Below are 21,017 nucleotides of genomic sequence, written 5' to 3' on the forward strand. Positions count from 1 at the left end.
CGGCGGCGCCCCTCCCGTCGCGCGGGGGCCCCCCCCGCGGGGGCGGGGGGTGGGGGGGCGCCCGGGGGGGGGGCCCCGGGCGGCGGGGGGCGCCCCCGCCCCCCCGCCCCGCCCACGCCGCCTGGCGGGCCCGCGAGTCCTTCCCCGACGGCATCCTGTACGCCGACCTGCGCGAGACCACGGCCCCCTCGGCCGTCCTGGAGGACTTCCTGCGCTGGCTGGGCTGCCCGGCCCAGGCCATCCCGGCCGGGCTGGAGCAGCGCGAGCGCCTGTTCCGCACCTACACGGCCAACCGCCGCCTGCTGGTCCTGCTGGACAACGCCGCCGGCGAGGCCCAGGTGCGCCCGCTGCTGACGTCCTGCCCGACGGTCGTGACCAGCCGCTCGTCGCTGGGCGGCCTGACCGGCGCGACCCGGCTGTCAGTCGGCGTGCTCGACCGGCAGGACGCCCTGGCCCTGCTCGTGGCCGGCTCCGGACGGCCCGCGGACGAGGCGCTGCACCGGCTTGCCCGCTTCTGCGGCGGCCTGCCGATCGCGCTGCGCATCGCCGCGTCCAGGCTGGCGGCCCGCCCGAACTGGACGGTGGACTACCTGGTGGGCCTCCTTGAGGACGAGCACAAGCGGCTCGACCGGCTGCATGCGGGCGACCAGACGGTCCGCAGCGTGTTCGCCATCGGCTACGACGGGCTGCCCGAACCGGCCAGGCGGACGTTACGCGGCCTCGGCGCCCTGTCGGCCCCCGACTTCGCCGACTGGCTCACCGACCGGCTCGGCGGCGGCGCCGAGGCCCTGGTGGACGCCGGCCTGCTGGAGACGCACGGCGTGGACGCGGCCGGCCAGATCCGCTACCGCATGCACGACCTGACCCGGCTGTTCGCGCGCGAGCAGCCGCTGCCGGGCGTGCTGGCCGAGGTGTCGGAGCTCGTTCTGGCCCGGGTGCGCGCCTCGCGCTTCTCGCTGGTGTCGGGCGACCCCGGCACGGCCGTGGCGACCAGGGACATCAGGGAGTCGGTCGAGTGGCTGGACGCCGAGCGGCCGTTCCTGGTGAGCCTGCTGGCCGATCTGCACGCCGCCGGGCTCGACGATCCGTGCTGGCGGCTGGCGCACCTGCTGGGGCCGTACCTGGAGCGGCACCGGTTCCTCGACGACTGGCGGGCGGTCTCGGAGCGGGCGCTGGAGTCGGCGCGGCGGGCCGGGGACGACCGGGGTGAGGCGCTCGTCCTGCTCGGCCAGGGCGACCTGCACCTGGCCGAGCGCGAATGGGACCTGGCCCACGAGAAACTGCGGCTGGCGCTCGGCATGTTCCTGCGGCAGGGCCGCACCCGCGACGTCAACCAGACCCGGCGCCGCCTGGGCCGGGTGCACCTGGAGCGGGACCGGCTGGAGGAGGCCGAGCGGGCGCTGCTGGCCTGCCTGGAGGCGGCCGACCACCAGCGGGACGCCGCCGACGCCGAGCGCGTGCTCGGCGCGGTGCTGCGCCGCGCGGGCCGGTTGGAGGAGGCCGCCGTCCACCTCCTGGCCGCCGTCGGTCACCTGACGGAGCTGGGCGACCGTCATCGGCAGGCCGACACCCTGCTCGACCTGGCCGCCGTACGGCTGGCGCAGGGTGCCAAAGCCGACGCCAGGTCGGCCGCCGAACGTGCCAGGGGCATCGCCGTACGGCTCGGCGACCGCCTGCTGGACGCGTACGCGCTGCTGGCCCTGGCCGGGGTCAACCGGGCCGAGGGGGCCGCCGGGCGCGCCCGCGAGCTGGCCACGGCCGCCCTGGAGGTCTTCGACGAGACCGGCGACCGCCGTGCCGCCGCCAACGCCCGCGCCTTCCTGTCCACCCCCTGACCCCGCTGCTGTGCGCCCCGCGGGTCCGCACTCCACTACCCCGCGGCCCTGCACCCCGCAGGCCATCACCCGGGCCCCGTCGCCCCCTCCCCACCCCCGCCCGCCGCGGTGGGTGGCCGGCTTGGTGACGAGTCCGTCGCGTCGGGTGGTGAGGGCCGGGGGCCCGGCTTACAGTGATCGTGTGGCCGATGACCTCAAGCCCGCCCGGACGACGTCCGCCCGCCGCGGCGCCGCGCTGGCCGTCGCCGTCGCGGCCGCCCTCCTGGTGCTCACCGCGATCATGCCCTGGGCCGGCGTTGAGGCCCGCAGCGACCTGATCGGCGCCGGCGTCTCCGACGACGTGCGCGGCGTCGACGTCAGCACGGGCCTCTACACGCTGCTCGCCGGGCTGGCCGCGCTGGCGCTCGGCGTCACGGGCCTGCTGGGCGGCCGGCCGCGCGTGGCGGCGCTGGCGGTGGTGCCGGGCGCGGTGGCCACGCTGCTGCTGGTGATGTTCGTCGCCGACCCGCAGCGCGTCGGCGACCGGCTCTCCATCGACCTGGGCGGGCTGCTGTCGGTCGAGCCGGTCATCAGGTTCGGCTGGTTCGCCGCGCTGGCCTGCTCGGTCGCGATCGTGGTGCTGTCCGTGCTGGCCCTGGTGCGCCGCGCACGCTGACCGCCCGGCCCGGCGGGATCACCGGCGGGATCATGGGCAGGATCACCGGCGGCGTCAGTCGAAGAAGCCGAGGCGGCGCAGCTGCTTGGGGTCGCGCTGCCAGTCTTTGGCCACGCTGATCCGCAGGTCGAGGTAGACCCGCGTGCCGAGCAGCGCCTCGATCTGCTTGCGGGCCTTGGTGCCCACGTCGCGCAGCCGCTCGCCCTTGTGCCCGATGACGATGGCCTTCTGGGAGGGCCGCTCGACGAACATGTGGGCGTAGATGTCGAGCAGGTCGTCGCGGCCCTCGCGGGGCATCATCTCGTCGACCACCACGGCGATCGAGTGCGGCAGCTCGTCGCGGACGCCCTCCAGGGCCGCCTCCCTGATGAGCTCGCCCACCATCACCTGCTCGGGCTCGTCGGTGAGCTGCCCGCCCTCGTACAGCGGCGGCGACTCGGGCAGGTGCTCGATCAGCACGTCGCCCAGCACGTCGAGCTGCTCGCCCGACTGCGCCGACACCGGCACGACCGCCGCGAACTCGGCCACCTGCGACACCGCGAGCAGTTGCTGGGCGACCTGCTCCCGGCTCGCCAGGTCGCACTTGGTCACCACGGCGACCACCGGCGTCTTCTTCACCGCCGCCAGCTTGTCGGCGATGAAGCGGTCGCCCTTGCCGATCGGCTCGTTGGCCGGCACGCAGAAGCCGATCACGTCGACCTCGGTGAGCGTGGACAGCACCAGGCTGTCCAGCCGCTCGCCGAGGAGGGTGCGCGGCCGGTGCAGGCCCGGCGTGTCCACGATGACGATCTGGGCGTCGGGGCGGTGCACGATGCCCCTGATGACCCGCCTGGTCGTCTGCGGCTTGGACGAGGTGATCGCCACCTTGGCGCCGACCAGGGCGTTCATCAATGTGGACTTGCCGACGTTCGGCCTTCCCACGAAGCAGGCGAATCCGGCGCGATGATTGTCTGGCGAAGTCACATTGTGCATTGTCGCTTATCAGCTGCCATGTTCACGCCACCAGGCGAACGCGTCGGGCAGCGCCAGGGGTGTCCAGGCCGGCGTCGTCAGGCCGCCGGCCTCGTGCTCGGTCACCCACCGGTAGTCGTTGATCTCCTCGCCGTCGGGGGTCGGCGTGCCGGAGGCGAGGGTGCAGGCGTACATGGCGATGACGTACGCCACCTCGTGGCCGTTGGGGTAGACCGTGCGGTACTCGGGGCCGCCGTAGACGCCGACCAGCCCGCGTACCTCGACCTCGACGGCCAGCTCTTCGCGCAGCTCCCTGACCACCGCGTCCTGCGGGCGCTCGCCGGGGTCGACGCCGCCGCCGGGGGTGGCCCACAGGCCGTCGTCGCCGTGCCGGGCCATCAGCACCCGCCCGGCGCGGTCGAAGACGCACCCGTTGACCGACGGCAGCATGAGCAGGTCGTTGCCGATCTTGGCGCGCAGCCGGGCCAGGAACGGCGACATGGCCACGTCAGGACCTCAGCGTGCCGTCGGGACCGGCCACGAGCAGGGCCTTGACGCCCAGCTCGGCCGCGACCGCCTCGTCGGCCGGGTCCGGCTCGCCCGCCGTCACCAGCGCGACCGCCTCCAGCGAGCGCGCGCCGCCGGAGACCGCCATGGCCACCGCGACCTGCACGGCCGACAGCGTCAGCGACGACAACGCGACGCCGGTCGCCGAGTACGTGCGGCCGGTCTCGTCGCGCACGGCGGCGCCCTCGGCGGCCTCGTTGCGCGCCCTGACCGCCCGCGCCAGGGTGATGATCTTGCTGTCTTCAGGATCGAGAGTCACGGGAACCAGGTTAGGCCGTGGACATCGACAGCAGGGCGGCGACCAGCTTCCTCGTCCGGTCCCGGTCGACGTCGCTCATGCCCGCGTGCACGACCGACACCAGCGTGTCGCCGTCCCGCGAGAGCACGACGTCGAGAGCGTACGGGTAGCCGTTCAGCCGTCCGCGCAGCCGTGCCGCGGCGGCCTCGTCCCCGGAGCGGGCGGCGTCGCCGACGTCCAGCCTGCGGGCCCGCAGGGCGGTGCCGCCCGACGTCCGGATCTCCCTGCACGACTCCAGGGCCTCGCTCAGGTCGTCGAAGCGCGCCTCGGCCTCCTCGCCGGCGTACCTGGCCAGGCCGACGGCCGCCCGCTCCCCCAGGCCGTCCCCCTGGTAGCTGACCGCCGCCTGGCCGGTGAGCCCCTCCTCGGGCGCGTGCCCGGCCGCCACGTCGAGCGCGGCCCGGCACGCCTGGTCCACCCGGCCGAACGGCACCCGCCAGGCCTGCTCGGGCCGTTGCGCGAAGCCGTCCGGCAGGCTCGGCCGCCTGGTCAGCACCTCACGGAGCTGGGCCATGGCCTGGGCGTCGACGACGGCCGCCACCTTCCCGTCCGCCCCGCCGCCGCTGCCCGCGCAGCCCGTCAGGGTCGCGGCCAGCAGCCCGTACACGATGATCCGCGCTTTCATGATTCCCCCTGGACCGCAGCCTCCCCCGGCGACGAATGCGGCAATCTCCGCAGAGGTTCCACCAAACGCAAAAAGGGTGCCCTCGCCCGGTTTCCAGACGAGAACACCCCTTACGCCGATCGACGTCCTGGCCGGCTAGCTGGCCGGAACGCCGTCGTCCCCCCAGGAGCGCCCTCCGGCCGCGAACCCCACCCGGCGTTCGGACGCTTCCTCGTGACACCCACCGCACCGGGTGTCAGGTATGAGACTGCCGGACCCCGCTTGCAGACGACTTGTAGAACGCTTGCGACATCTCCCCGCAAAGTGGTCAGTCACGGTCGGCGGCGGCCTGGACGTCGTCCTCCGCGGACGGCGCGACCCGGCGGACGACGACCGTGCTGATGCGGTTGCGCCGCCCGGCCAGGCTCTCGGCCGTCAGCTCCAGCCCGGCCACCTCCGCCTGCGACCCGGCGATCGGCACCCGGCCGAGCGCGTGGGCCAGCAGGCCGCCGACCGTCTCGACGTCGTCGACCTCGATCTCGGTGTCGAACAGCTCGCCCAGCTCGTCGACCGGCATGCGGGCGGTCACCCGCAGCGCGCCCTCGGACATGGTCTCCACGCGCGGGGCCTCCTGGTCGTACTCGTCGGTGATCTCGCCGACGATCTCCTCCAGGACGTCTTCGATGGTGACCAGGCCGGCGGTGCCGCCGTACTCGTCGATGACGATCGCGATGTGGATCTGCCGGGCCTGCATCTCGCGCATGAGCTGGTCGATGGGCTTGCTCTCCGGCACGTACGCGGCCCGCCGCATGATCGACTCGACCGTCTCCTTGCCGCCGCCCTCGCCCGACTCGTGAATCTTGCGGGCGATGTCCTTGAGATAGGCGATGCCGATGACGTCGTCCTCGTTCTCGCCCACGACCGGGATGCGGGAGAAGCCGCTGCGCAGCGCGAGCGACAGCGCCTGGCTGATCGTCTTGCCGCGCTCGATGTAGACCATGTCGGTGCGGGGCACCATGACCTCGCGGACCAGCGTGTCGCCCAGCTCGAAGACCGAGTGGATCATCTCGCGCTCGTCCGGCTCGATCACCCGGCGCTCCTCGGCCAGGTCGACCAGGTCGCGCAGCTCGGCCTCGGAGGTGAACGGGCCGTCGCGGAAGCCCTTGCCGGGGGTCAGGGCGTTGCCGAGCAGGATGAGCAGCTTGGGCAGCGGGCCGAAGATGCGGGTCAGGCCGTAGACGATCGGCGCCCCGGCCAGCGCGACCGGCTCGGCGTGCTGGCGCCCCAGCGTCCGCGGCATGACCCCGACGACGACGTAGCTGACCACGATCATGACGGCCGCGGCGGCCACATAGGCCCAGCCCTGGTCGTGCATGAGGTCGATGAACAGCAGCGTGGCGATGACCGTCGCCACCAGCTCGCAGCTCAGGCGCAGCAGCAGGAGCAGGTTGAGGTAGCGGGGCGGGTCGGTGACGATGGCCTGGAGCCGATCGGCCCCGCGCCGGCCCTCGCGCACGAACTCCTCCGCGCGCACCCGGGAGATGCGCGTCAGTGCCGTTTCCGCACTGGCGATCAGGCCACCGATGATCACAAGGGCGATGGCCCACAGCAACCAGGCGTTCACCGCGAGTCGCGCACCTCCTGCCAGGACTCGAGCATCTGGGCCTGCAGCCCGAACATCTCCTTGTGCTCCTCAGGCTCGGCGTGGTCGTAGCCGAGCAGGTGCAGGATGCCGTGGGTGCACAGCAGCTCCAGCTCGGCCTGGGCGCTGTGCCCGGCCTCCTTGGCCTGCCTGGCCGCGACCTGCGGGCAGAGCACGACGTCGCCGAGCAGCGCCGGGTCGGCCGGGCTCTCGCCGTCGCCGCGCGCGCCGCCGCCGGGACGCAGCTCGTCCATCGGGAAGGCCAGCACGTCGGTCGGGCCGGGCTCGCCCATCCACTTCTCGTGCAGCTCGGACATGGCGTCTTCGTCGACCACCACGATGGACAGCTCGGCGAGCGGGTTGATGCCCATCTCGCCGAGCACGTGCGTGGCCAGCGCGACGAGGTTCTCCTCGTCGACGCCGACGCCGGACTCGTTGTTGATCTCGATGCTCACGGGCGTCGTTTCCCCCGGTGGATGGCCTTCGGCTCCTGGGCGGCCTGGGTGGCGTCGTAGCGCCCGTAGGCGTCGACGATGTCGCTCACCAGCTTGTGGCGCACCACGTCGGCGCTGGACAGGCGGGCGAAGTGGATGTCGGGGATGCCCTCCAGGATGTCCTGGACGACCCGCAGCCCGCTCACCGTGCCCGAGGGCAGGTCGACCTGGGTCACGTCGCCGGTCACCACGATCTTGGAGTTGAACCCCAGCCGGGTCAGGAACATCTTCATCTGCTCGGCCGAGGAGTTCTGGGCCTCGTCGAGGATGATGAAGGCGTCGTTGAGGGTACGGCCGCGCATGTACGCCAGCGGCGCGACCTCGATCGTGCCCGCGGCCATCAGCTTCGGGATCGAGTCGGGGTCGACCATGTCGTGCAGCGCGTCGTAGAGCGGCCGCAGGTAGGGGTCGATCTTCTCGTAGAGGGTGCCGGGCAGGAAGCCGAGCCGCTCGCCCGCCTCGACCGCCGGCCTGGTCAGGATGATGCGGTTGACCCGCTTCTCCTGCAGCGCGCGCACGGCCTTGGCCATCGCCAGGTACGTCTTGCCGGTGCCCGCGGGCCCGATGCCGAACACGATCGTGTGCTGGTCGATCGCGTCGACGTACCGCTTCTGGTTGACGGTCTTCGGCCTGATCGTGCGGCCGCGGGAGGACAGGATGTCGAGCGAGAGCACCTCGGCCGGACGGTCGGAGGTCATGCGCAGCATGGCGATGCTCCGCTCGACCGCGTCGGGCGTGAGCTCGCCCCCGCTGCGCAGCACCTCGACCAGCTCCTCGAACAGGCGCACGACCGCGCCGCTCTCGTCGGGGCTGCCGGTGACGGTGATCTCGTTGCCCCGCACGTGGATGTCGGCCCTGAAGGCGCCCTCGATGACGCGAAGCAGCTCGTCACGGGAGCCGAGGAGGCTGACCATCGGGTATTCGTCCGGAATCAGCACCTTGGCTTGAGTGCGCGAGGGAGGTGCCGTGCGTCGGGATTCATGTAGTTCGGACATGGGCAGGCCAGCGGCCTGATGCCTCCCGGTCTGTTCGGTGTTCTTCTCCGCCCATCGTATCCGCCACCAGGCTGATTGCTCGCGTCAATATCAGCCGGGCGGCCACGTGAGGTCACGCCCTCCGAGAACATGGGCGTGCACGTGGAAGACGGTCTGGCCGGCGCCCGGGCCGGTGTTGAAGACGATCCGGTAGCCCCCCTCGGCCACGCCGTCCTGGACGGCGACGGCGTGCGCGGCCTTGAGCACGTCGTCGGCGAGCCCGTCGTCGGCGGCGGCCATGGACGCCGCGTCGGGATGGTGCGCGCGCGGAATGACCAGCACGTGCGTCGGGGCCTGCGGATTGATGTCGCGGAACGCCAGCGCCCTGGCGTTCTCGTAGACGACGTCGGCCGGAATTTCCTTGGCCACGATTTTGCAGAAGAGGCAGTCGCTCACGGCAGTACCCTATCGAGAGCGACCGTTCGGCAGTCCGTTGCGAATCGGTAATCCGTGGTGTCGTGCGCCCGAAGATCCGCGCGGTTAGGGTGAGTGTGCGACACTTCAGAGCAAAAAAGTTGATTCAGGGTCGGGCGAGCGCCACCTGGCGAGGAACACGACTGGGTAATGCACCCTAAGGAACCGGGGAAACCTTCAGAACCGGAAGAGAGTAAACCCTCTGGGAAGGCCGCGCGTCCCACTGATGTGACCACCGAAACCCTTCTGGCCGACAGGTCGATGGGGGCGGTGCCGGTCGGGTGGGATGCCGACATGGCCGTGACCGCGCTCTACAGCGCGCACTTCCGGTCATTGGTGCGTCTCGCGGTGTTGCTGGTGCGTGACATGGCAACTGCCGAGGAAGTCGTGCAGGACGCGTTCGTCGCCATTCACGGCGCCTGGCGCAGACTGCGCGATCCCGACAAAGCACTCGCTTACCTGCGTCAGTCTGTCGTCAACCGGTCCCGTTCCGTGCTGCGTCACCGCGCGGTCGTCGAGAAGTACGCACCCAAGGGCCTGCCGGACGCCCCGAGCGCCGAGAACGGCGCGATCGGCGAGCTGGAACGCTCCGCCGTCATCGAGGCGTTACGCGCCCTGCCGACCCGACAGAGAGAAGCACTGGTTCTGCGTTATTACGGAGATCTGTCCGAAGCTGAGATCGCCCACGCCATGGGCATCAGCAAGGGCGCGGTCAAGAGCCACACCGCCCGTGGAATGGCCGCGTTGCGGTCCGTCCTGGAGAAGATGTCATGACTCAGCCCCCCGACGAGTACGGCGACGTCCTGCGCCGTGCGCTCCGCGCGGAGGCGGACGCGGTCGTGCCCTCGCCGGAAGGACTGCAGATCATCCGCGCCCGCATCGAGCGGCGCGGCGTCCGTAACCTGTTCTGGTGGCGTGCGGGCGCGGCGGCGGTCAGCGCCGTGCTGGTGGCGGGGACGATCGTGATGGTCGTTCCCGGGCTGCGCTCCCAGATCTTCGAGACGCCCGTCAAGGTGGTGGACAACTCGACCACCACCCCCGGCAACTCCTCGACCAGGCTGTCCACGCCGCCCAGGCGCGACAGCCACAGCGCCGAGCCGCCGCCCGCGGTGGTCGTGCCGCCCAGCCACAGCGAGACCCACCGGCCCTCCGAGACGGCCAGGTCGACCAGGCAGCCCACGCCGTCGCCGACGCCGTCCTCGACGCCCTGTCCGAGCGGTGAGCCCGCCGGCGACCAGGAGTGCCCCGAGATCACGCCGACCCCCACGCCGACCCCGCCGGAGACGACCGAATCGCCGACGTCGTGCCCCTCCGACGAGTGCCCACCGGACGACGTGCCCACCGGCCCGAGCGACCTGAGCAGCCCGCTGGTGGACGTGCCGCACACGACACCCTGAGCTGGAATCACCAGCGCCCGGTACGCGCGAGCAGCACGGCCGCCGCCGCCACCCCCGCCGTGGAGGTGCGCAGCACGGTGGGCCCGAGCAGCACGGGCACCGCCTTGGCCGCGGCGAACCTGCGCAGTTCCTCCTCCGAGACCCCGCCCTCCGGCCCCACGACGACGACGATGTCGCCGCCGGGCGGCAGCGCCACCTTCGACAGCGGCTCGGCGGCCTCCTCGTGCAGCACGAGCCCCAGCGCCGCGTCGGCCAGCAGCCCCTCGACCTGGGCGGTGGAGGCGAGCTCGGCCACCTGCGGCAGGTGGAACCGGCGCGCCTGCTTGCCGGCCTCGCGGGCCGTGGCACGCCAGCGGCCCAGCGCCTTGGCGATCTTGTCGCCCTTCCACTGCGTGATGCTGCGCGAGGCGGCCCAGGGCACGATCACGTCGACCCCCACCTCGGTCATCATCTCGACGGCCAGCTCGCCCCTGTCGCCCTTGGGCAGCCCCTGGACGACCACCAGCCGCCGCGCGGGCGGCTCGACGGTGTAGCGGGCGAGCACGTCGAGCGCGAGTGCGTCCTTGAACACCTCGCGCACCACGCACTCGGCGACGTCGCCCGCGCCGTTGGTCAGGTCGACCCGCTCGCCGGCGCGCAGGCGCCGCACGGAGGCCGCGTGCCGCCCCTCAGGGCCGTCGAGCGTGAGCTCGGCGCCGTTGAGGTCCTCGGCGAGGAACACGGGGACGGTCACGGGTGATCGTCACCTGCCGTTGAAGGCGTCACGCAGGCGGGAGAAAAAACCCTGCTGCCCCGGGGCGAACTTTCCCGGCGGCCGCTCCTCGCCGCGCAGCCTGGACAGCTCGCGCAGCAGGTCCTCCTGCGTCTGGTCGAGCCGCATCGGGGTCTCGACGTTGACATGGATGAGCAGGTCGCCCCTGCCGGACTCGTTGAGCCGCTGCACGCCGCGCCCGTACATGGTGATGACCTGGCCGGACTGGGTGCCGGGGCGCACGTCGATCTCCTCGGAGCCGTCGAGCGTCTCGACGGCGAGGATGGTGCCGAGCGCGGCGGCCGTCATCGGGATCTGGACCGTGCAGTGGAGGTCGTCGCCGCGCCGCTCGAAGATCTCGTGCGCGCGTTCGACGATCTCCAGGAACAGGTCTCCGGGCGGGCCGCCGCCGGGGCCGACCTCGCCCTCGCCGGCGAGCTGGATGTGGGTGCCGTCCTCGACGCCCGCGGGGATGCGGACCTTGATCGTACGGCGGGTGCGCACCCGGCCGTCGCCCGAGCACTCCTGGCAGGGGTGGCGGATGATGCTGCCGAAGCCGCCGCACTGGGGGCACGGCCGCGAGGTCATGACCTGGCCCAGGAACGAGCGGGTGACCTGGGAGATCTCGCCGCGCCCGTTGCACATGTCACAGGTGTCGGGGTGGGTGCCGGGGGCCGCGCCGGCGCCGTGGCACACCTCGCACAGCACGGCGGTGTCCACGACCAGCTCGCGGGTGGTGCCGAACGCCGTCTCGCGCAGGTCGAGCTCGACCCGGATGGTGGCGTTGCGGCCCCTCCTGGCGCGCGAGCGCGGCCCGCGGGTGCCGCCCGCGGTGCCGAAGAAGGCGTCCATGATGTCGCTGAAGGGGAAGCCCGCGCCGAAGCCGCCGGCGCCCGCGCCCGCACCCGCGCCGCCGCCGAAGGGGTCGCCGCCCAGGTCGTACATCTGGCGCTTGTTCGGATCGGACAGCACCTCGTAGGCCTGCGTGATCTCCTTGAACCGCTCCTGGGTCTCAGGATCGGGGTTCACGTCGGGGTGCAGCTCGCGGGCGAGGCGGCGGTAGGCCTTCTTGATCTCGTCCTGACTGGCGTCACGGCGCACCCCGAGGGTGGCGTAGTAGTCGCTGTTTGCCACTTATCGACCTCTTAAGATGCAGCCAGGATCTGGCTGACGTAGCGTGCCACCGCGCGTACGGCGCCCATCGTCACGGGGTAGTCCATCCTGGTGGGACCCAGCACGCCGAGCCGGGCCAGTTGGTTGTCGCCAGAACCGTATCCGGTTGCGACGATGGACGTGCCGCGAAGGTAGGGGTTTTCCGAGCCGATGCGCACGGTGAGCGCGGACGGGGTGTCTGTGGATGTCTCGCCGAGCAACCGCATGAGCACGACCTGCTCCTCCAGCGCCTCCAGCACGTCGCGCAGGCCGGTGGCGAAGTCGGCGCCCGCGAGATTGGCCGCGCCGGCGAACACGATCTTCTCGTCATGGCGTTCGACGAGGGTTTCGAGCAGCACCGACAGGATCGTGGCCACGGCGGGCCGGTCCTCGGCGGGCAGCCGCTCGGGCAGGTCGGCGACCAGCTCGGGGACGTTGCTCAGCCCGCAGCCGTCGAGGCAGGAGTTGAGCACCGCGCGCAGATGGGCGATGCGGTCGTCCTCCACCACCTCGGGCAGCTCGATCACGCGCTGCTCGACGCGCCCGGTGTTGGTGATCAGCACGAGCATGACCCGCCGCTCGTTGAGCGGGACCAGCTCGACGTGCCTGACCGTGGAACGGGTCAGCGTCGGGTACTGCACGACCGCGACCTGCCTGGTGAGCTGCGCGAGCAGCCGCACGGTGCGGAAGACCACGTCGTCGAGGTCGACCGCGCCGGCGAGGAAGGTCTCGATCGCCCGCCGCTCGGCCCCCGACAGGGGCTTGACCTGCGAGAGCCGGTCGACGAACAGGCGGTAGCCCTTGTCCGTCGGCACGCGGCCCGCGCTGGTGTGCGGCTGGGTGATGTACCCGTCCTCCTCCAGAGCGGCCATGTCGTTCCTGACCGTTGCCGGGGAGACCTTGAGGTTGTGGCGCTCCGCCAGCGCCTTGGAGCCCACCGGTTCGTTGGTGGACACGTAGTCTTCGACAATGGCGCGGAGCACCGCCAGCTTCCGTTCGTCGAGCACGTGCTCACCTCCTGCCTCTGCCTAACAGGGAAACGACAGGTCTAGCACTCCGTGTTCCCGAGTGCCAAGTGTACGGCTCTCGCCCACAAGGTGCGATAACACCAGGTCCCATCCTGTTGCTAGCGACTTACAAGCGACAGGCCTCACACTTGCCGCATGACCGACAATTCCCAGCCCCCGCAGTACGGACCGCCCCAGGGGCAGGGTCCCTACTACGGTCAGCCGAACCAGTACGCCCAGCCCCCGTACCAGCCCCAGCAGCACGGCCAGCCGCCCTACCAGCAGCAACAGCCGCCCGCCCAGTACGGCCCCCCGCCCCAGTACGGCCAGCAGAACCAGTACGGCCAGCAGAACCAGTACGCCCAGCCCGACCAGTACGCCCACCCCGACCAGTACGGCCCCCACAACCAGTACGGCGGCCAGCCGCAGTTCCCGGCCAGGATCGACGGCAAGGCGATCAAGCCCCGCCTGTGGTGGATCGCCGTCGTGTGGGCCGTGGCCGTCGTGCTCGGCGTCGTGGGCGTGGTCGTGTTCGCCGGCGGCGTGCTGAGCAGCGTCTCGGACATGGCCCCGACGAGCACGTTCGCGTCGGGCGAAAGCGTGAAGGTCGCGATCGACCCCGCCAAGCGCCCGGCCGTCTACATCGCCACCGACACGCGGGTCAACTACCAGTGCGAGATCTCCGGTGGCCCGGCCCAGGCCAGGCTGGTCAAGGTCTCCGGCACCCAGACGCTCAGCGCCGGCGGCACCACCTGGCAGGAGATCCTCGCCGTCAACGCCCCCGCCAAGGGCGACTACCAGCTGACCTGCGCCACGCAGGAGGAGTCGTCGGCCCGCTTCGGCGTGGGCCGTGACGTGCTCTCCGCGGCGGGCGGCCTGTTCGGCGGGGTGGCGGCGCTGTTCCTGTTCCCCGGCGCCGGTCTGCTCATCGGCATCATCGGCACCGTCGTCGTCCTCGTACGGCGCAGCGGCGCGCGTAAGCGCCTTGCGGTCAGCGGGTGATTTGCTACGGTCCCCGTGTGTACGAGGGCGATGTGCTGGCGGGCAATTGGCGGCGGCCGGGCAAGGGCAAGATCCCGAAGGTGCCCGCCGAACTCGACCTGGTCGTGGAGGACGCCGACAGCGGCTTCTGCGGCGCCGTGGTGGCCTGCGACAAGGAGGCCGTCACCCTGGAGGACCGGTTCGGCAAACGCCGCCTGTTCCCGCTGGCGCCGGCCGCGTTCCTGCTGGAGGGCAGGCCCGTGACGCTGGTGCGCCCGGCGGCCGCGGCCCCGGCGGGGCCCAGGCGCAGCGCGTCCGGGTCCATCGCCGTGGAGGGGCTGCGGGCCCGGGTCGCCAAGGAGAGCCGGATCTACGTCGAGGGCGTGCACGACGCCGCGCTCGTGGAGAAGATCTGGGGCCACGACCTGCGGGTCGAGGGGGTCGTGGTCGAGTACCTGGAGGGCGTCGACGACCTGCCCGCCATCGTGGCCGAGTTCGCCCCCGAGCCGGGCCGCAGGCTGGGCGTGCTGGTCGACCATCTGGTGCCGGGGTCGAAGGAGAGCCGGATCGCGGCCCGGATCACCTCGCCGCACGTGCTCGTCGTGGGTCATCCGTACATCGACATCTGGCAGGCGGTCAAACCGTCCGTGCTGCGCATCCCGAGCTGGCCCGACGTGCCGCGCGGGGTGCCGTGGAAGGAGGGCGTGCTCGCCGCACTGGGCTGGCGCATGGAGCCCGCGGACGCCTGGCGGCGCATTCTGGGCGCCGTCTCGTCCTACGCCGACCTGGAGCCGGAGCTGCTCGGCCGGGTCGAGGAACTGATCGACTTCGTTACGGAGGCATCATGAGCCAGGCCCCGCCACCCCCCGACGACTCCACCCCGGACGTCCCGCCCTCTGACGTCCCGCCTTACGACGTCCCGCCTTACGACGTGCCGCCTTCTGACGTGCCCCGCGACCAGGGCTCGGGCCCCCAGCTCGGCTACGGGCAGCAGCCGGGTTCCCAGCCCGGCTACGGGCGGCAGCCGCCGAGCCGGCCCGGTCCGCAGCCCGGCCCCATGCCCACGCCGCCCCCCTACGTGCCCCCGCCGCCCGGCTACGGCCAGCCCCCCGGCCACGGCCAGGCTCCGGGCTACGGGCAGCAGCCGGGTTACGGCTACCCCGCCGGGCCGTACGTGCCCGGCCGGTTCGGCCCGCGCCGCGGCAGCGACGACACCACGATGGCCATGCTCGCCCACCTGCTAGGCCTACTGGTCTCGTGGGTCGGCCCGCTGGTCATCTACCTGATGAAGAAGGACGAGTCCCCTTATGTCAGGGACCAGGCGGCCGAGGCGCTGAACTTCCAGATCACGATGTTCATCGGCTACGCGGTGGCGATCGTGCTGTCGATCGTGCTGGTCGGCCTGCTGCTGTTCCCGATCATCTGGATCGTGTCGCTGATCTTCCACGTCCAGGCGGCCATCGCCACCAACCGGGGCGAGAACTACCGCTACCCGTTCGCCATCCGCCTGGTCACATGAGCTCGGTGATCAGGGCGTCGGCCAGCAGCCGCCCCTTGAGGGTGAGCACCATCCGGCCCGCCCTGAACGGCCCGGGCTCCAGCAGCCCGCGCGCCAGCGCGCTCGCCACGGACGTGCGGGCGCCGGGGGCGACCTCGGCGAGCGGGTAGCCGGAGATCAGCCGCAGCTCCAGCATCAGCCGCTCGGCGGCCCGGTCGTCGCCGGTGAGCACCTCGCGCGCGTGCGCGGGCGAGGTGTCCGCCGCCAGGCGCTGGGCGTAGGCGGCCGGGTGCTTGACGTTCCACCAGCGGGTGCCGCCGACGTGGCTGTGGGCGCCGGGGCCGGCGGCCCACCAGTCGCCGCCGGTCCAGTAGAGCAGGTTGTGCCGGCAGCGGGCCTGCTCGGAGGTGGCCCAGTTGGACACCTCGTACCAGGAGAAACCGGCCTCTGCCAGCATCTCCTCGGCGATCAGGTAGCGGTCGGCGGCGACGTCGTCGTCGGGCATCGGCAGCTCGCCGCGCCGGATCCGGGCCGCGAGCCTGGTGCCCTCCTCCACGATCAGCGAGTACGCCGACACGTGGTCGGGCCCGGCCTCGATCGCGGCGGCCAGCGAGGCCCGCCAGTCGTCGTCGGACTCCCCCGGCGTGCTGTAGATCAGGTCGAGGTTGACGTGCTCGAACCCGGCCGCCCGCGCCTCCTGGACGGCCCGCGCCGGACGGCCCGGCGTGTGCCGGCGGTCGAGCACCTGGAGCACGTGCTCACGCGCGCTCTGCATGCCGAAGCTGATCCGGTTGAAGCCGCCCTGACGGAGTTTGTCGAGGTAGGCGGGTTCGACGGACTCGGGGTTGGCCTCGGTGGTGACCTCCGCCCCCGGCCGCAGCCCGAACTCGGCGTCGATCGCGGCCAGGACGCGCGCCAGGTCCTCGGGCGGCAGCAGCGTGGGCGTGCCGCCGCCGAAGAACACCGTCTCCACGGGCAGGTCGGCGTCGCCGAGCACGCGCCGGGCGAGGCGCACCTCCGCCACGACCGTGTCGGCGTAGTCGCGGTGGGAGGCGCCGGGCCCTAGCTCGGCGGCGGTGTAGGTGTTGAAATCGCAGTAGCCGCAGCGGGTGACGCAGAAGGGCACGTGCACGTAGAAGCCGAACGGGCGCTCGCCGAGCCCGCGCAGCGCGCTGTCGGGCAGCTCGCCGGAGGCGGGCGCCGGATCGCCGTCGGGCAGGGTGGATGGCACGTCATCCAGTGTGCCTGCTCACGGGTGTGCTCCGAGCCATCGAAGGAGGCGGCACATGACGGGCGTGGGAATCGTGGGCGCGGGGATCTCCGGCCTGACGCTGGCCCTGCGACTCCAGCAGCTCGGCGTCGCGACCACGCTCTACAGCGAGGGCGACGCGGCCGACCTGGGCCGCGGGCGGCTGCCGAACACGGTCGGCAGGATGGGCCGCGCGCAGGACCGCGAGCGGGAGCTGGGCAGCCTGCACTTCCTCGACCCCGGCTGCCTGCTGGTCAGCGGCAGGCTCTCGATCAAGGGCGATCCGCCGCTGGAGTTCACCGGCCGCGTGACCGAGCCGTTCCACGGGCTCGACTTCCGGGTGCTGCTGCCGGCGCTCATGGACGACTACACGAGCAGAGGCGGCCGCCTGGTCGTCGATCCCCTCCCGCCGGACGCGGGCCAGGTCGCCCACTGGTCGCGCGACCACGAGCTGATGGTGGTGGCCACCGGGCGGCGCTCGGTGCGCGAGCTGTTCCCGCGGGTTCCGGCCTGGTCTCCGTACGAGGCGCCGCAGCGGATCCTGGCCGCCGGGCTGTTCCACGGGTTCGATCCCGGGCCGGCCTTCGGCTTCAACATCTCGCCCGGCTGCGGCGAGATCCTGTGCATGGCGATGATGACGCGGTCGGGCGTGCATGGCGGCGTCCTGGTCGAGGCGATCCCCGGCGGGCCGCTCGACGTGCTGGCCCGGGTGCCCGCCGACGAGTTCTGCAAGACCTTGCTCGCCCTGCTGCCCGAGCACGCGCCGCGCCTGGCCGAGCTGATCGATGCGGCCGCGTTCGAGCTGCTCGGGCCGGAGGACCTGTTGCAGGGCGCGATCACGCCGGTCGTGCGCGAGGCGGTGGCCGAGCTGCCCGGCGGCGGCGTGGCGCTGGCGATCGGCGACGCCTGGGTCACCAACGACCCGATCACCGGGCAGGGCGCGAACCTGGGCTCGGCCTGCGCCTGGATCGTGGCCGAGGCCATCGCGGCGGGCGGCCCTTACGACGCGGCGTTCGCGCGGGAGACGGCCCGGCGCATGTGGGTGGCGGCCGAGCCGGTCGTCGCGTGGACGAACGCCTTCCTGCGGCCGCCGGCCGAGCACGTCCTCGCCCTGCTCGCCGCCGCCGCGACCAGGCAGGAGGTGGCCGATCTGGTGCTGTCGCTGTTCGGCGACCCGGCGCGCGCGTGGCGGCTGTTCTCCAGCGCCGAGGAGGTGTCGCGCGTCGTTGACGGCACGGGGTGACGGTTCTACGATCGCGTCAACTTATAGGAAAGTTTCTTATAAATTCACCCCCCAGGAGCGCCCGTGAAGAAGATCCTCCTCGCACTCTCGCTCTTACTCGGGCTCACGGCGGTGTCCGCGCCCGCCGAGGCCCATCCCGGATTCAAGCGGGTCGCCTACTTCATCCAGTGGGGCGTGTACGGGCGCAACTACCACGTCAAGGACGTGGACACCAGCGGCGCCGCCGCCAAGCTCACCCATCTCAACTACGCCTTCGGCTTCGTCAACGCCGAAGGCTCCTGCTACTCGGCCGACCCCTGGGCCGACTGGCAGCGCCCGGTGCCGGCCGAGCAGAGCGTGGACGGCGTCGCCGACCAGCCGGGCCAGGCGCTCAACGGCAACCTCAACCAGCTGCGCAAGCTCAAGGCCAAGCACCCCGGCCTCAAGGTGCTGATCTCGCTCGGCGGCTGGACCGGGTCCAAGTACTTCTCCGACGCCGTGCTCACCGCCGAATCGCGGTCCGCGCTGGCCCGGTCGTGCGTCGACCTGTGGCTGCGCGGCAACCTGCCGGGCCTGGAGCCCGGCGCGGGCGCCGGCGTGTTCGACGGCGTCGACCTGGACTGGGAGTGGCCGGGCTCGGCGGGCAACGACGGGAACGTGATCAGGCCCGAGGACCGGCGCAACTTCACCCTCTTCGTCGAGGAACTGCGCGCCCAGCTCCGGGCCTTCTCGGCGAGCTCCCAGCTCACCGCCTTCCTCCCGGCCGCCGCCGCGAAGATCGACGCCGGGTTCGAGGTGCGCCGCGTGTTCCGGTCGCTCGACTTCGCCACCGTCCAGGGGTACGACCTGCACGGCACCTGGGAGTCGCGGACCGGGCACAACGGGAACCTGTTCAACGACCGGCGCGACCCCAACCCCGTCAGGTACAGCGTGGACCAGACCGTGCGCGACTACCTGTCGCGCGGCGCGCCCGGCCGCAAGATCGTCGTGGGTGTGCCCGCGTACGGGCAGGGCTGGACCGGCGTGACCGGCGGCGGCGACGGCCTCTGGCAGCCCGCGACCGGACCGGCCGCCGGCAAGTGGGGGCCGGGCAGCGAGGACTACAAGGACCTGGCGGCCAAGCCCGGCAAGCGCTACCGGGACGTGCGCACCGGCGCGATGTGGCTCTACGACGGCAACGAGTTCTGGTCCTACGACGACCCGGCGTCGCTGCTGGAGAAGGCGGCCTACATCCGGCTCAAGGGCCTGGGCGGCTCGATGATGTGGTCGATCGACCAGGACGACGCCCGCGCCTCCCTCACCTCGGCCCTGTACGCCGTCCTGCGCTAGACGGACGGCCGGCCGGGTGGGCGGGCTCTAGCCGCTCGCCCGGCCCGCGCGCGCGGCCAGCTCGTCCCATTCCGGGGCGTGGCCGGGGACCGCGAGCACCCGGGCCAGCGCGTCGGCGTCGCCGTGGCGGGCGCGGAAGGCGTCCGCCACGGTCATCCCGGTCTCCGGGCGCGAGACGATCTCCACCTCGTCCCCCGCGCCCAGCTCGCCCAGTTCGACCACGGCCAGGTAGGCGCCTGGCCGCGCGGCACGAGTGAAGCGCTTGAGCCAGCCCGGCTCGTCCATCCAGTTGCGGAACACCACGCAGGGGATGCGCGGGCCGGTGACCTCCAGCAGGGCGCTGCCGACGCGCCACCGCTCGCCCACGAGGGCGCCGTTGACGTCGAGGCCCGCGGTGGTCAGGTTCTCCCCGAAGCGGCCGTCGCGCAGGTCGCGGCCGAGCTCGCCCTGCCACCAGTCGTAGTCCTCGCGGGCGTAGGCGTAGACGGCGTGGGCGGGGGCGCCGTGGTTGGGCGTGTCGGCCCGCTCGTCGCCGGCCAGGCCGTTGCGCAGCACCTCCACCCGATGGGGCACGGCCCGCTTGTCGATCGCCGTACGGCCGAGCTTGCCGGCCCATTCCGCGTCGCGCGACAGCCCGACGTTGACGGAGAGGATGCGCATGCCGCGACGGTAGCGGACGGATGGGCCCGCGACGCACCGATTTTTCCGCCTTTCTCACCCTATCAATGGAGAAGAACGGACATGTGATTATTCGGCCTGTTCGCCGAGCCGTCACCCGCGACTGTCGTCGGGCTCCGGCGGCACCCGGGCGAGCTGGGACTCGGCGTCGAACTCGGCCAGCTGTAACAGGGTCTCCAGGGCCGCCTGCCTGGTCTCCTCGACCGAGCCGCCACGTTCGCCGAAACACTCGGCCGCGACGTCGAGCAGCGCCGCCACCACCGCCGCGTCGGGATAGGGCACGTCGACCACCACCCTGCCGTCGCCGCCCACCTCGGCGGGTCTCAGGTGAAGCCGCAGCAGCCGCCTGGTCTCCTCCGCCACGGCCACCCCCAGCACAGCGGCACGCTCGAATCGCTCAGAAGCAATCACGTCACCCTCCAGTAGCACTGGTGTTCGGGAACAGCAAAGGTAGCGACCGGCACCGACAGAATCGGCTCTCCCGCCCCGGGATGGCCCCGGGAAGGGCCCGAGAAGGCCGCGGGAAGGCCGCGGGAAGGCGGGGGCAAGGCCCGGAAGGCCCTGGAGACCGATCGCGCGGGCGGCCGGTGGGGTGGCTACGCTCGAACGGTGAGCGATTTGATCATCGAAGTCGCGGACCTGTCCGTCGAGCTCGGGGGCAATCCCGTGCTCCGGAGCCTCGACCTGGCCGTCGAGCCGGGTGAGGTCGTGGCGGTCGTCGGGCCCAACGGATCGGGCAAGTCCACGTTGCTGCGCTGCCTGGCCGGCCTCCAGCCCGCCACCTCCGGCGAGATCCGCGTGTTCGGCGCCGAGCCCGCCGACGACGCGCCCTTCTGGCGCCGCGTTGCGCTGCTCGGCGACGAGCCCGCCTGGTACCCGGGGCTGACGGCGCGCGAGCACCTGGAGCTCATGGGCGCCGTGTACGCCGAGGCGCGCATGACGGTGGACTCGGCGCTGGAGGAGTTCGCGCTGACCGAGCGGGCCGACGCGCCGCCGCTCAACCTGTCCACCGGCCAGCGCCAGCGCCTCTGCCTGGCCGCCACGCTGCTCAGGCCGAGCACGCTGCTGCTGCTCGACGAGCCCGAACGCGGCCTCGACGCGGCCTTCCGCGTCCGGCTCGGGGAACTGCTGGAGGAGTACGCCGACGAGGGCGGCACCGTGGTGATGGCCACCCACGACCAGGCCCTGGCCGACGCCGCCCGCCGGGTCTCCCCCGCCGGGGTGCCCGCATGAGCGGCCACGACGCCGTCGTCCGGGAG

23 protein-coding genes and 1 pseudogene are annotated in these 21,017 nt (G+C 72.3%); 10 read left to right on the forward strand and 14 right to left on the reverse strand.

Annotated elements, in window-relative coordinates:
* Positions 1-1,835 (forward strand): annotated as a pseudogene (locus ACIBQ6_RS23745) (SARP family transcriptional regulator); the annotation flags it as partial.
* Positions 1,836-2,016: 181 nt separating this feature from the next.
* The gene (locus ACIBQ6_RS23750; protein WP_387672486.1) at positions 2,017-2,490 is read left to right on the forward strand and encodes a hypothetical protein; all 474 of its coding nucleotides are present in this window, start codon (positions 2,017-2,019) and stop codon (positions 2,488-2,490) included.
* A gap of 54 nt (positions 2,491-2,544) precedes the next feature.
* On the opposite strand, the gene era is transcribed toward ACIBQ6_RS23750, so the two are convergent.
* From era to ACIBQ6_RS23790, 8 genes are all read right to left on the reverse strand, one after another.
* The gene (gene era, locus ACIBQ6_RS23755) at positions 2,545-3,453 is read right to left on the reverse strand and encodes a GTPase Era (RefSeq protein ID WP_387672483.1); all 909 of its coding nucleotides are present in this window, start codon (positions 3,451-3,453) and stop codon (positions 2,545-2,547) included.
* An 18-nt stretch (positions 3,454-3,471) separates the two neighbouring features.
* Positions 3,472-3,942 (reverse strand): NUDIX domain-containing protein, encoded by a 471-nt coding sequence (locus tag ACIBQ6_RS23760; RefSeq protein ID WP_358292776.1) that lies wholly within the window; start codon positions 3,940-3,942, stop codon positions 3,472-3,474.
* A 7-nt stretch (positions 3,943-3,949) separates the two neighbouring features.
* Entirely contained in the window at positions 3,950-4,267 is a 318-nt protein-coding gene (locus tag ACIBQ6_RS23765; RefSeq protein ID WP_397175585.1) for a cytidine deaminase, read from the reverse strand.
* Between the two features lie 10 nt (positions 4,268-4,277).
* Positions 4,278-4,931 carry a hypothetical protein gene (locus ACIBQ6_RS23770; protein ID WP_358292037.1) on the reverse strand — a complete coding sequence of 218 codons (654 nt, stop codon included), beginning with the start codon at positions 4,929-4,931 and terminating at the stop codon, positions 4,278-4,280.
* Positions 4,932-5,238: 307 nt separating this feature from the next.
* Entirely contained in the window at positions 5,239-6,534 is a 1,296-nt protein-coding gene (locus tag ACIBQ6_RS23775; protein ID WP_397160652.1) for a hemolysin family protein, read from the reverse strand.
* A complete protein-coding gene (ybeY, locus tag ACIBQ6_RS23780; protein WP_352329052.1) occupies positions 6,531-7,007 on the reverse strand; it encodes an rRNA maturation RNase YbeY in 477 nt (158 codons plus the stop codon). The genes ACIBQ6_RS23775 and ybeY overlap by 4 nt, the downstream gene beginning before the upstream one ends.
* Positions 7,004-8,041: a PhoH family protein gene (locus tag ACIBQ6_RS23785; RefSeq protein WP_352352470.1), complete on the reverse strand. Its 1,038-nt coding sequence runs from the start codon at positions 8,039-8,041 to the stop codon at positions 7,004-7,006. Before ACIBQ6_RS23785 ends, ybeY begins: the two co-directional genes overlap by 4 nt.
* Positions 8,042-8,131: 90 nt before the next feature.
* The gene (locus ACIBQ6_RS23790) at positions 8,132-8,476 is read right to left on the reverse strand and encodes a histidine triad nucleotide-binding protein (protein ID WP_358292033.1); all 345 of its coding nucleotides are present in this window, start codon (positions 8,474-8,476) and stop codon (positions 8,132-8,134) included.
* Between the two features lie 279 nt (positions 8,477-8,755).
* Between ACIBQ6_RS23790 and ACIBQ6_RS23795 the strand changes: the two genes are divergently transcribed.
* Entirely contained in the window at positions 8,756-9,268 is a 513-nt protein-coding gene (locus tag ACIBQ6_RS23795; protein ID WP_049573205.1) for a SigE family RNA polymerase sigma factor, read from the forward strand.
* Positions 9,265-9,891: a hypothetical protein gene (locus tag ACIBQ6_RS23800; protein WP_397214504.1), complete on the forward strand. Its 627-nt coding sequence runs from the start codon at positions 9,265-9,267 to the stop codon at positions 9,889-9,891. The genes ACIBQ6_RS23795 and ACIBQ6_RS23800 overlap by 4 nt, the downstream gene beginning before the upstream one ends.
* A 7-nt stretch (positions 9,892-9,898) precedes the next feature.
* On the opposite strand, the gene ACIBQ6_RS23805 is transcribed toward ACIBQ6_RS23800, so the two are convergent.
* Genes ACIBQ6_RS23805 through hrcA form a run of 3 tightly spaced genes read right to left on the reverse strand, consistent with a single transcriptional unit; the run spans position 9,899 to position 12,801 of the window.
* On the reverse strand, positions 9,899-10,624 hold the full coding sequence (locus tag ACIBQ6_RS23805; RefSeq protein ID WP_387672470.1) for a 16S rRNA (uracil(1498)-N(3))-methyltransferase: 726 nt from the start codon (positions 10,622-10,624) through the stop codon (positions 9,899-9,901).
* 9 nt (positions 10,625-10,633) lie between these two features.
* On the reverse strand, positions 10,634-11,776 hold the full coding sequence (gene dnaJ, locus ACIBQ6_RS23810) for a molecular chaperone DnaJ (protein ID WP_352324081.1): 1,143 nt from the start codon (positions 11,774-11,776) through the stop codon (positions 10,634-10,636).
* Positions 11,777-11,787: 11 nt separating this feature from the next.
* Positions 11,788-12,801, reverse strand: coding sequence for a heat-inducible transcriptional repressor HrcA (hrcA, locus tag ACIBQ6_RS23815; RefSeq protein ID WP_358292027.1), 1,014 nt, complete (start codon positions 12,799-12,801; stop codon positions 11,788-11,790).
* Between the two features lie 156 nt (positions 12,802-12,957).
* Between hrcA and ACIBQ6_RS23820 the strand changes: the two genes are divergently transcribed.
* From ACIBQ6_RS23820 to ACIBQ6_RS23830, 3 genes are read left to right on the forward strand one after another with little or no spacing between them, the layout of a single operon-like run.
* On the forward strand, positions 12,958-13,803 hold the full coding sequence (locus tag ACIBQ6_RS23820; protein ID WP_397214507.1) for a hypothetical protein: 846 nt from the start codon (positions 12,958-12,960) through the stop codon (positions 13,801-13,803).
* 17 nt (positions 13,804-13,820) lie between these two features.
* Positions 13,821-14,630: a DUF3097 domain-containing protein gene (locus tag ACIBQ6_RS23825; protein ID WP_358292024.1), complete on the forward strand. Its 810-nt coding sequence runs from the start codon at positions 13,821-13,823 to the stop codon at positions 14,628-14,630.
* The gene (locus ACIBQ6_RS23830; RefSeq protein WP_397214509.1) at positions 14,627-15,301 is read left to right on the forward strand and encodes a DUF4870 domain-containing protein; all 675 of its coding nucleotides are present in this window, start codon (positions 14,627-14,629) and stop codon (positions 15,299-15,301) included. Before ACIBQ6_RS23825 ends, ACIBQ6_RS23830 begins: the two co-directional genes overlap by 4 nt.
* Here the strand turns inward: ACIBQ6_RS23830 and hemW are convergent.
* A complete protein-coding gene (hemW, locus tag ACIBQ6_RS23835) occupies positions 15,294-16,511 on the reverse strand; it encodes a radical SAM family heme chaperone HemW (RefSeq protein ID WP_397214512.1) in 1,218 nt (405 codons plus the stop codon). The genes ACIBQ6_RS23830 and hemW overlap by 8 nt on opposite strands.
* Before the next feature lie 55 nt (positions 16,512-16,566).
* Here hemW and ACIBQ6_RS23840 point away from each other — a divergent pair, with 55 nt between their 5' ends.
* Together ACIBQ6_RS23840 and ACIBQ6_RS23845 are read left to right on the forward strand one after the other, a co-directional pair.
* Complete coding sequence (locus ACIBQ6_RS23840; protein WP_397214514.1) at positions 16,567-17,772, forward strand: styrene monooxygenase/indole monooxygenase family protein; 1,206 nt, start codon at positions 16,567-16,569, stop codon at positions 17,770-17,772.
* Between the two features lie 63 nt (positions 17,773-17,835).
* On the forward strand, positions 17,836-19,080 hold the full coding sequence (locus tag ACIBQ6_RS23845) for a glycoside hydrolase family 18 protein (protein ID WP_397214516.1): 1,245 nt from the start codon (positions 17,836-17,838) through the stop codon (positions 19,078-19,080).
* A 27-nt stretch (positions 19,081-19,107) separates the two neighbouring features.
* Here ACIBQ6_RS23845 and ACIBQ6_RS23850 read toward each other — a convergent pair whose 3' ends face one another.
* A complete protein-coding gene (locus ACIBQ6_RS23850) occupies positions 19,108-19,740 on the reverse strand; it encodes an MOSC domain-containing protein (protein ID WP_397214518.1) in 633 nt (210 codons plus the stop codon).
* A gap of 111 nt (positions 19,741-19,851) precedes the next feature.
* Positions 19,852-20,169: a hypothetical protein gene (locus ACIBQ6_RS23855; protein WP_358292014.1), complete on the reverse strand. Its 318-nt coding sequence runs from the start codon at positions 20,167-20,169 to the stop codon at positions 19,852-19,854.
* 198 nt (positions 20,170-20,367) lie between these two features.
* On the opposite strand from ACIBQ6_RS23855, the gene ccmA reads away from it, so the two are divergent.
* Positions 20,368-20,991, forward strand: coding sequence for a heme ABC exporter ATP-binding protein CcmA (ccmA, locus tag ACIBQ6_RS23860; protein ID WP_358292012.1), 624 nt, complete (start codon positions 20,368-20,370; stop codon positions 20,989-20,991).
* Positions 20,992-21,017 lie beyond the last annotated feature (26 nt).

This window comes from Nonomuraea sp. NPDC049655 (assembly GCF_044465465.1).
In the GTDB taxonomy this organism is placed as follows: Bacteria; Actinomycetota; Actinomycetes; order Streptosporangiales; family Streptosporangiaceae; genus Nonomuraea.

Coding starts and splice junctions, on each gene's coding strand:
- ACIBQ6_RS23785 (WP_352352470.1), bottom strand. CDS start 8,041: ATGTCCGAACTACATGAATCCCGACGCACGGCACCTCCCTCGCGCACT.
- ACIBQ6_RS23760 (WP_358292776.1), bottom strand. CDS start 3,942: ATGTCGCCGTTCCTGGCCCGGCTGCGCGCCAAGATCGGCAACGACCTG.
- ACIBQ6_RS23770 (WP_358292037.1), bottom strand. CDS start 4,931: ATGAAAGCGCGGATCATCGTGTACGGGCTGCTGGCCGCGACCCTGACG.
- ACIBQ6_RS23850 (WP_397214518.1), bottom strand. CDS start 19,740: ATGCGCATCCTCTCCGTCAACGTCGGGCTGTCGCGCGACGCGGAATGG.
- ACIBQ6_RS23795 (WP_049573205.1), top strand. CDS start 8,756: ATGGGGGCGGTGCCGGTCGGGTGGGATGCCGACATGGCCGTGACCGCG.
- ACIBQ6_RS23820 (WP_397214507.1), top strand. CDS start 12,958: ATGACCGACAATTCCCAGCCCCCGCAGTACGGACCGCCCCAGGGGCAG.
- ACIBQ6_RS23800 (WP_397214504.1), top strand. CDS start 9,265: ATGACTCAGCCCCCCGACGAGTACGGCGACGTCCTGCGCCGTGCGCTC.
- ACIBQ6_RS23840 (WP_397214514.1), top strand. CDS start 16,567: ATGACGGGCGTGGGAATCGTGGGCGCGGGGATCTCCGGCCTGACGCTG.
- ACIBQ6_RS23830 (WP_397214509.1), top strand. CDS start 14,627: ATGAGCCAGGCCCCGCCACCCCCCGACGACTCCACCCCGGACGTCCCG.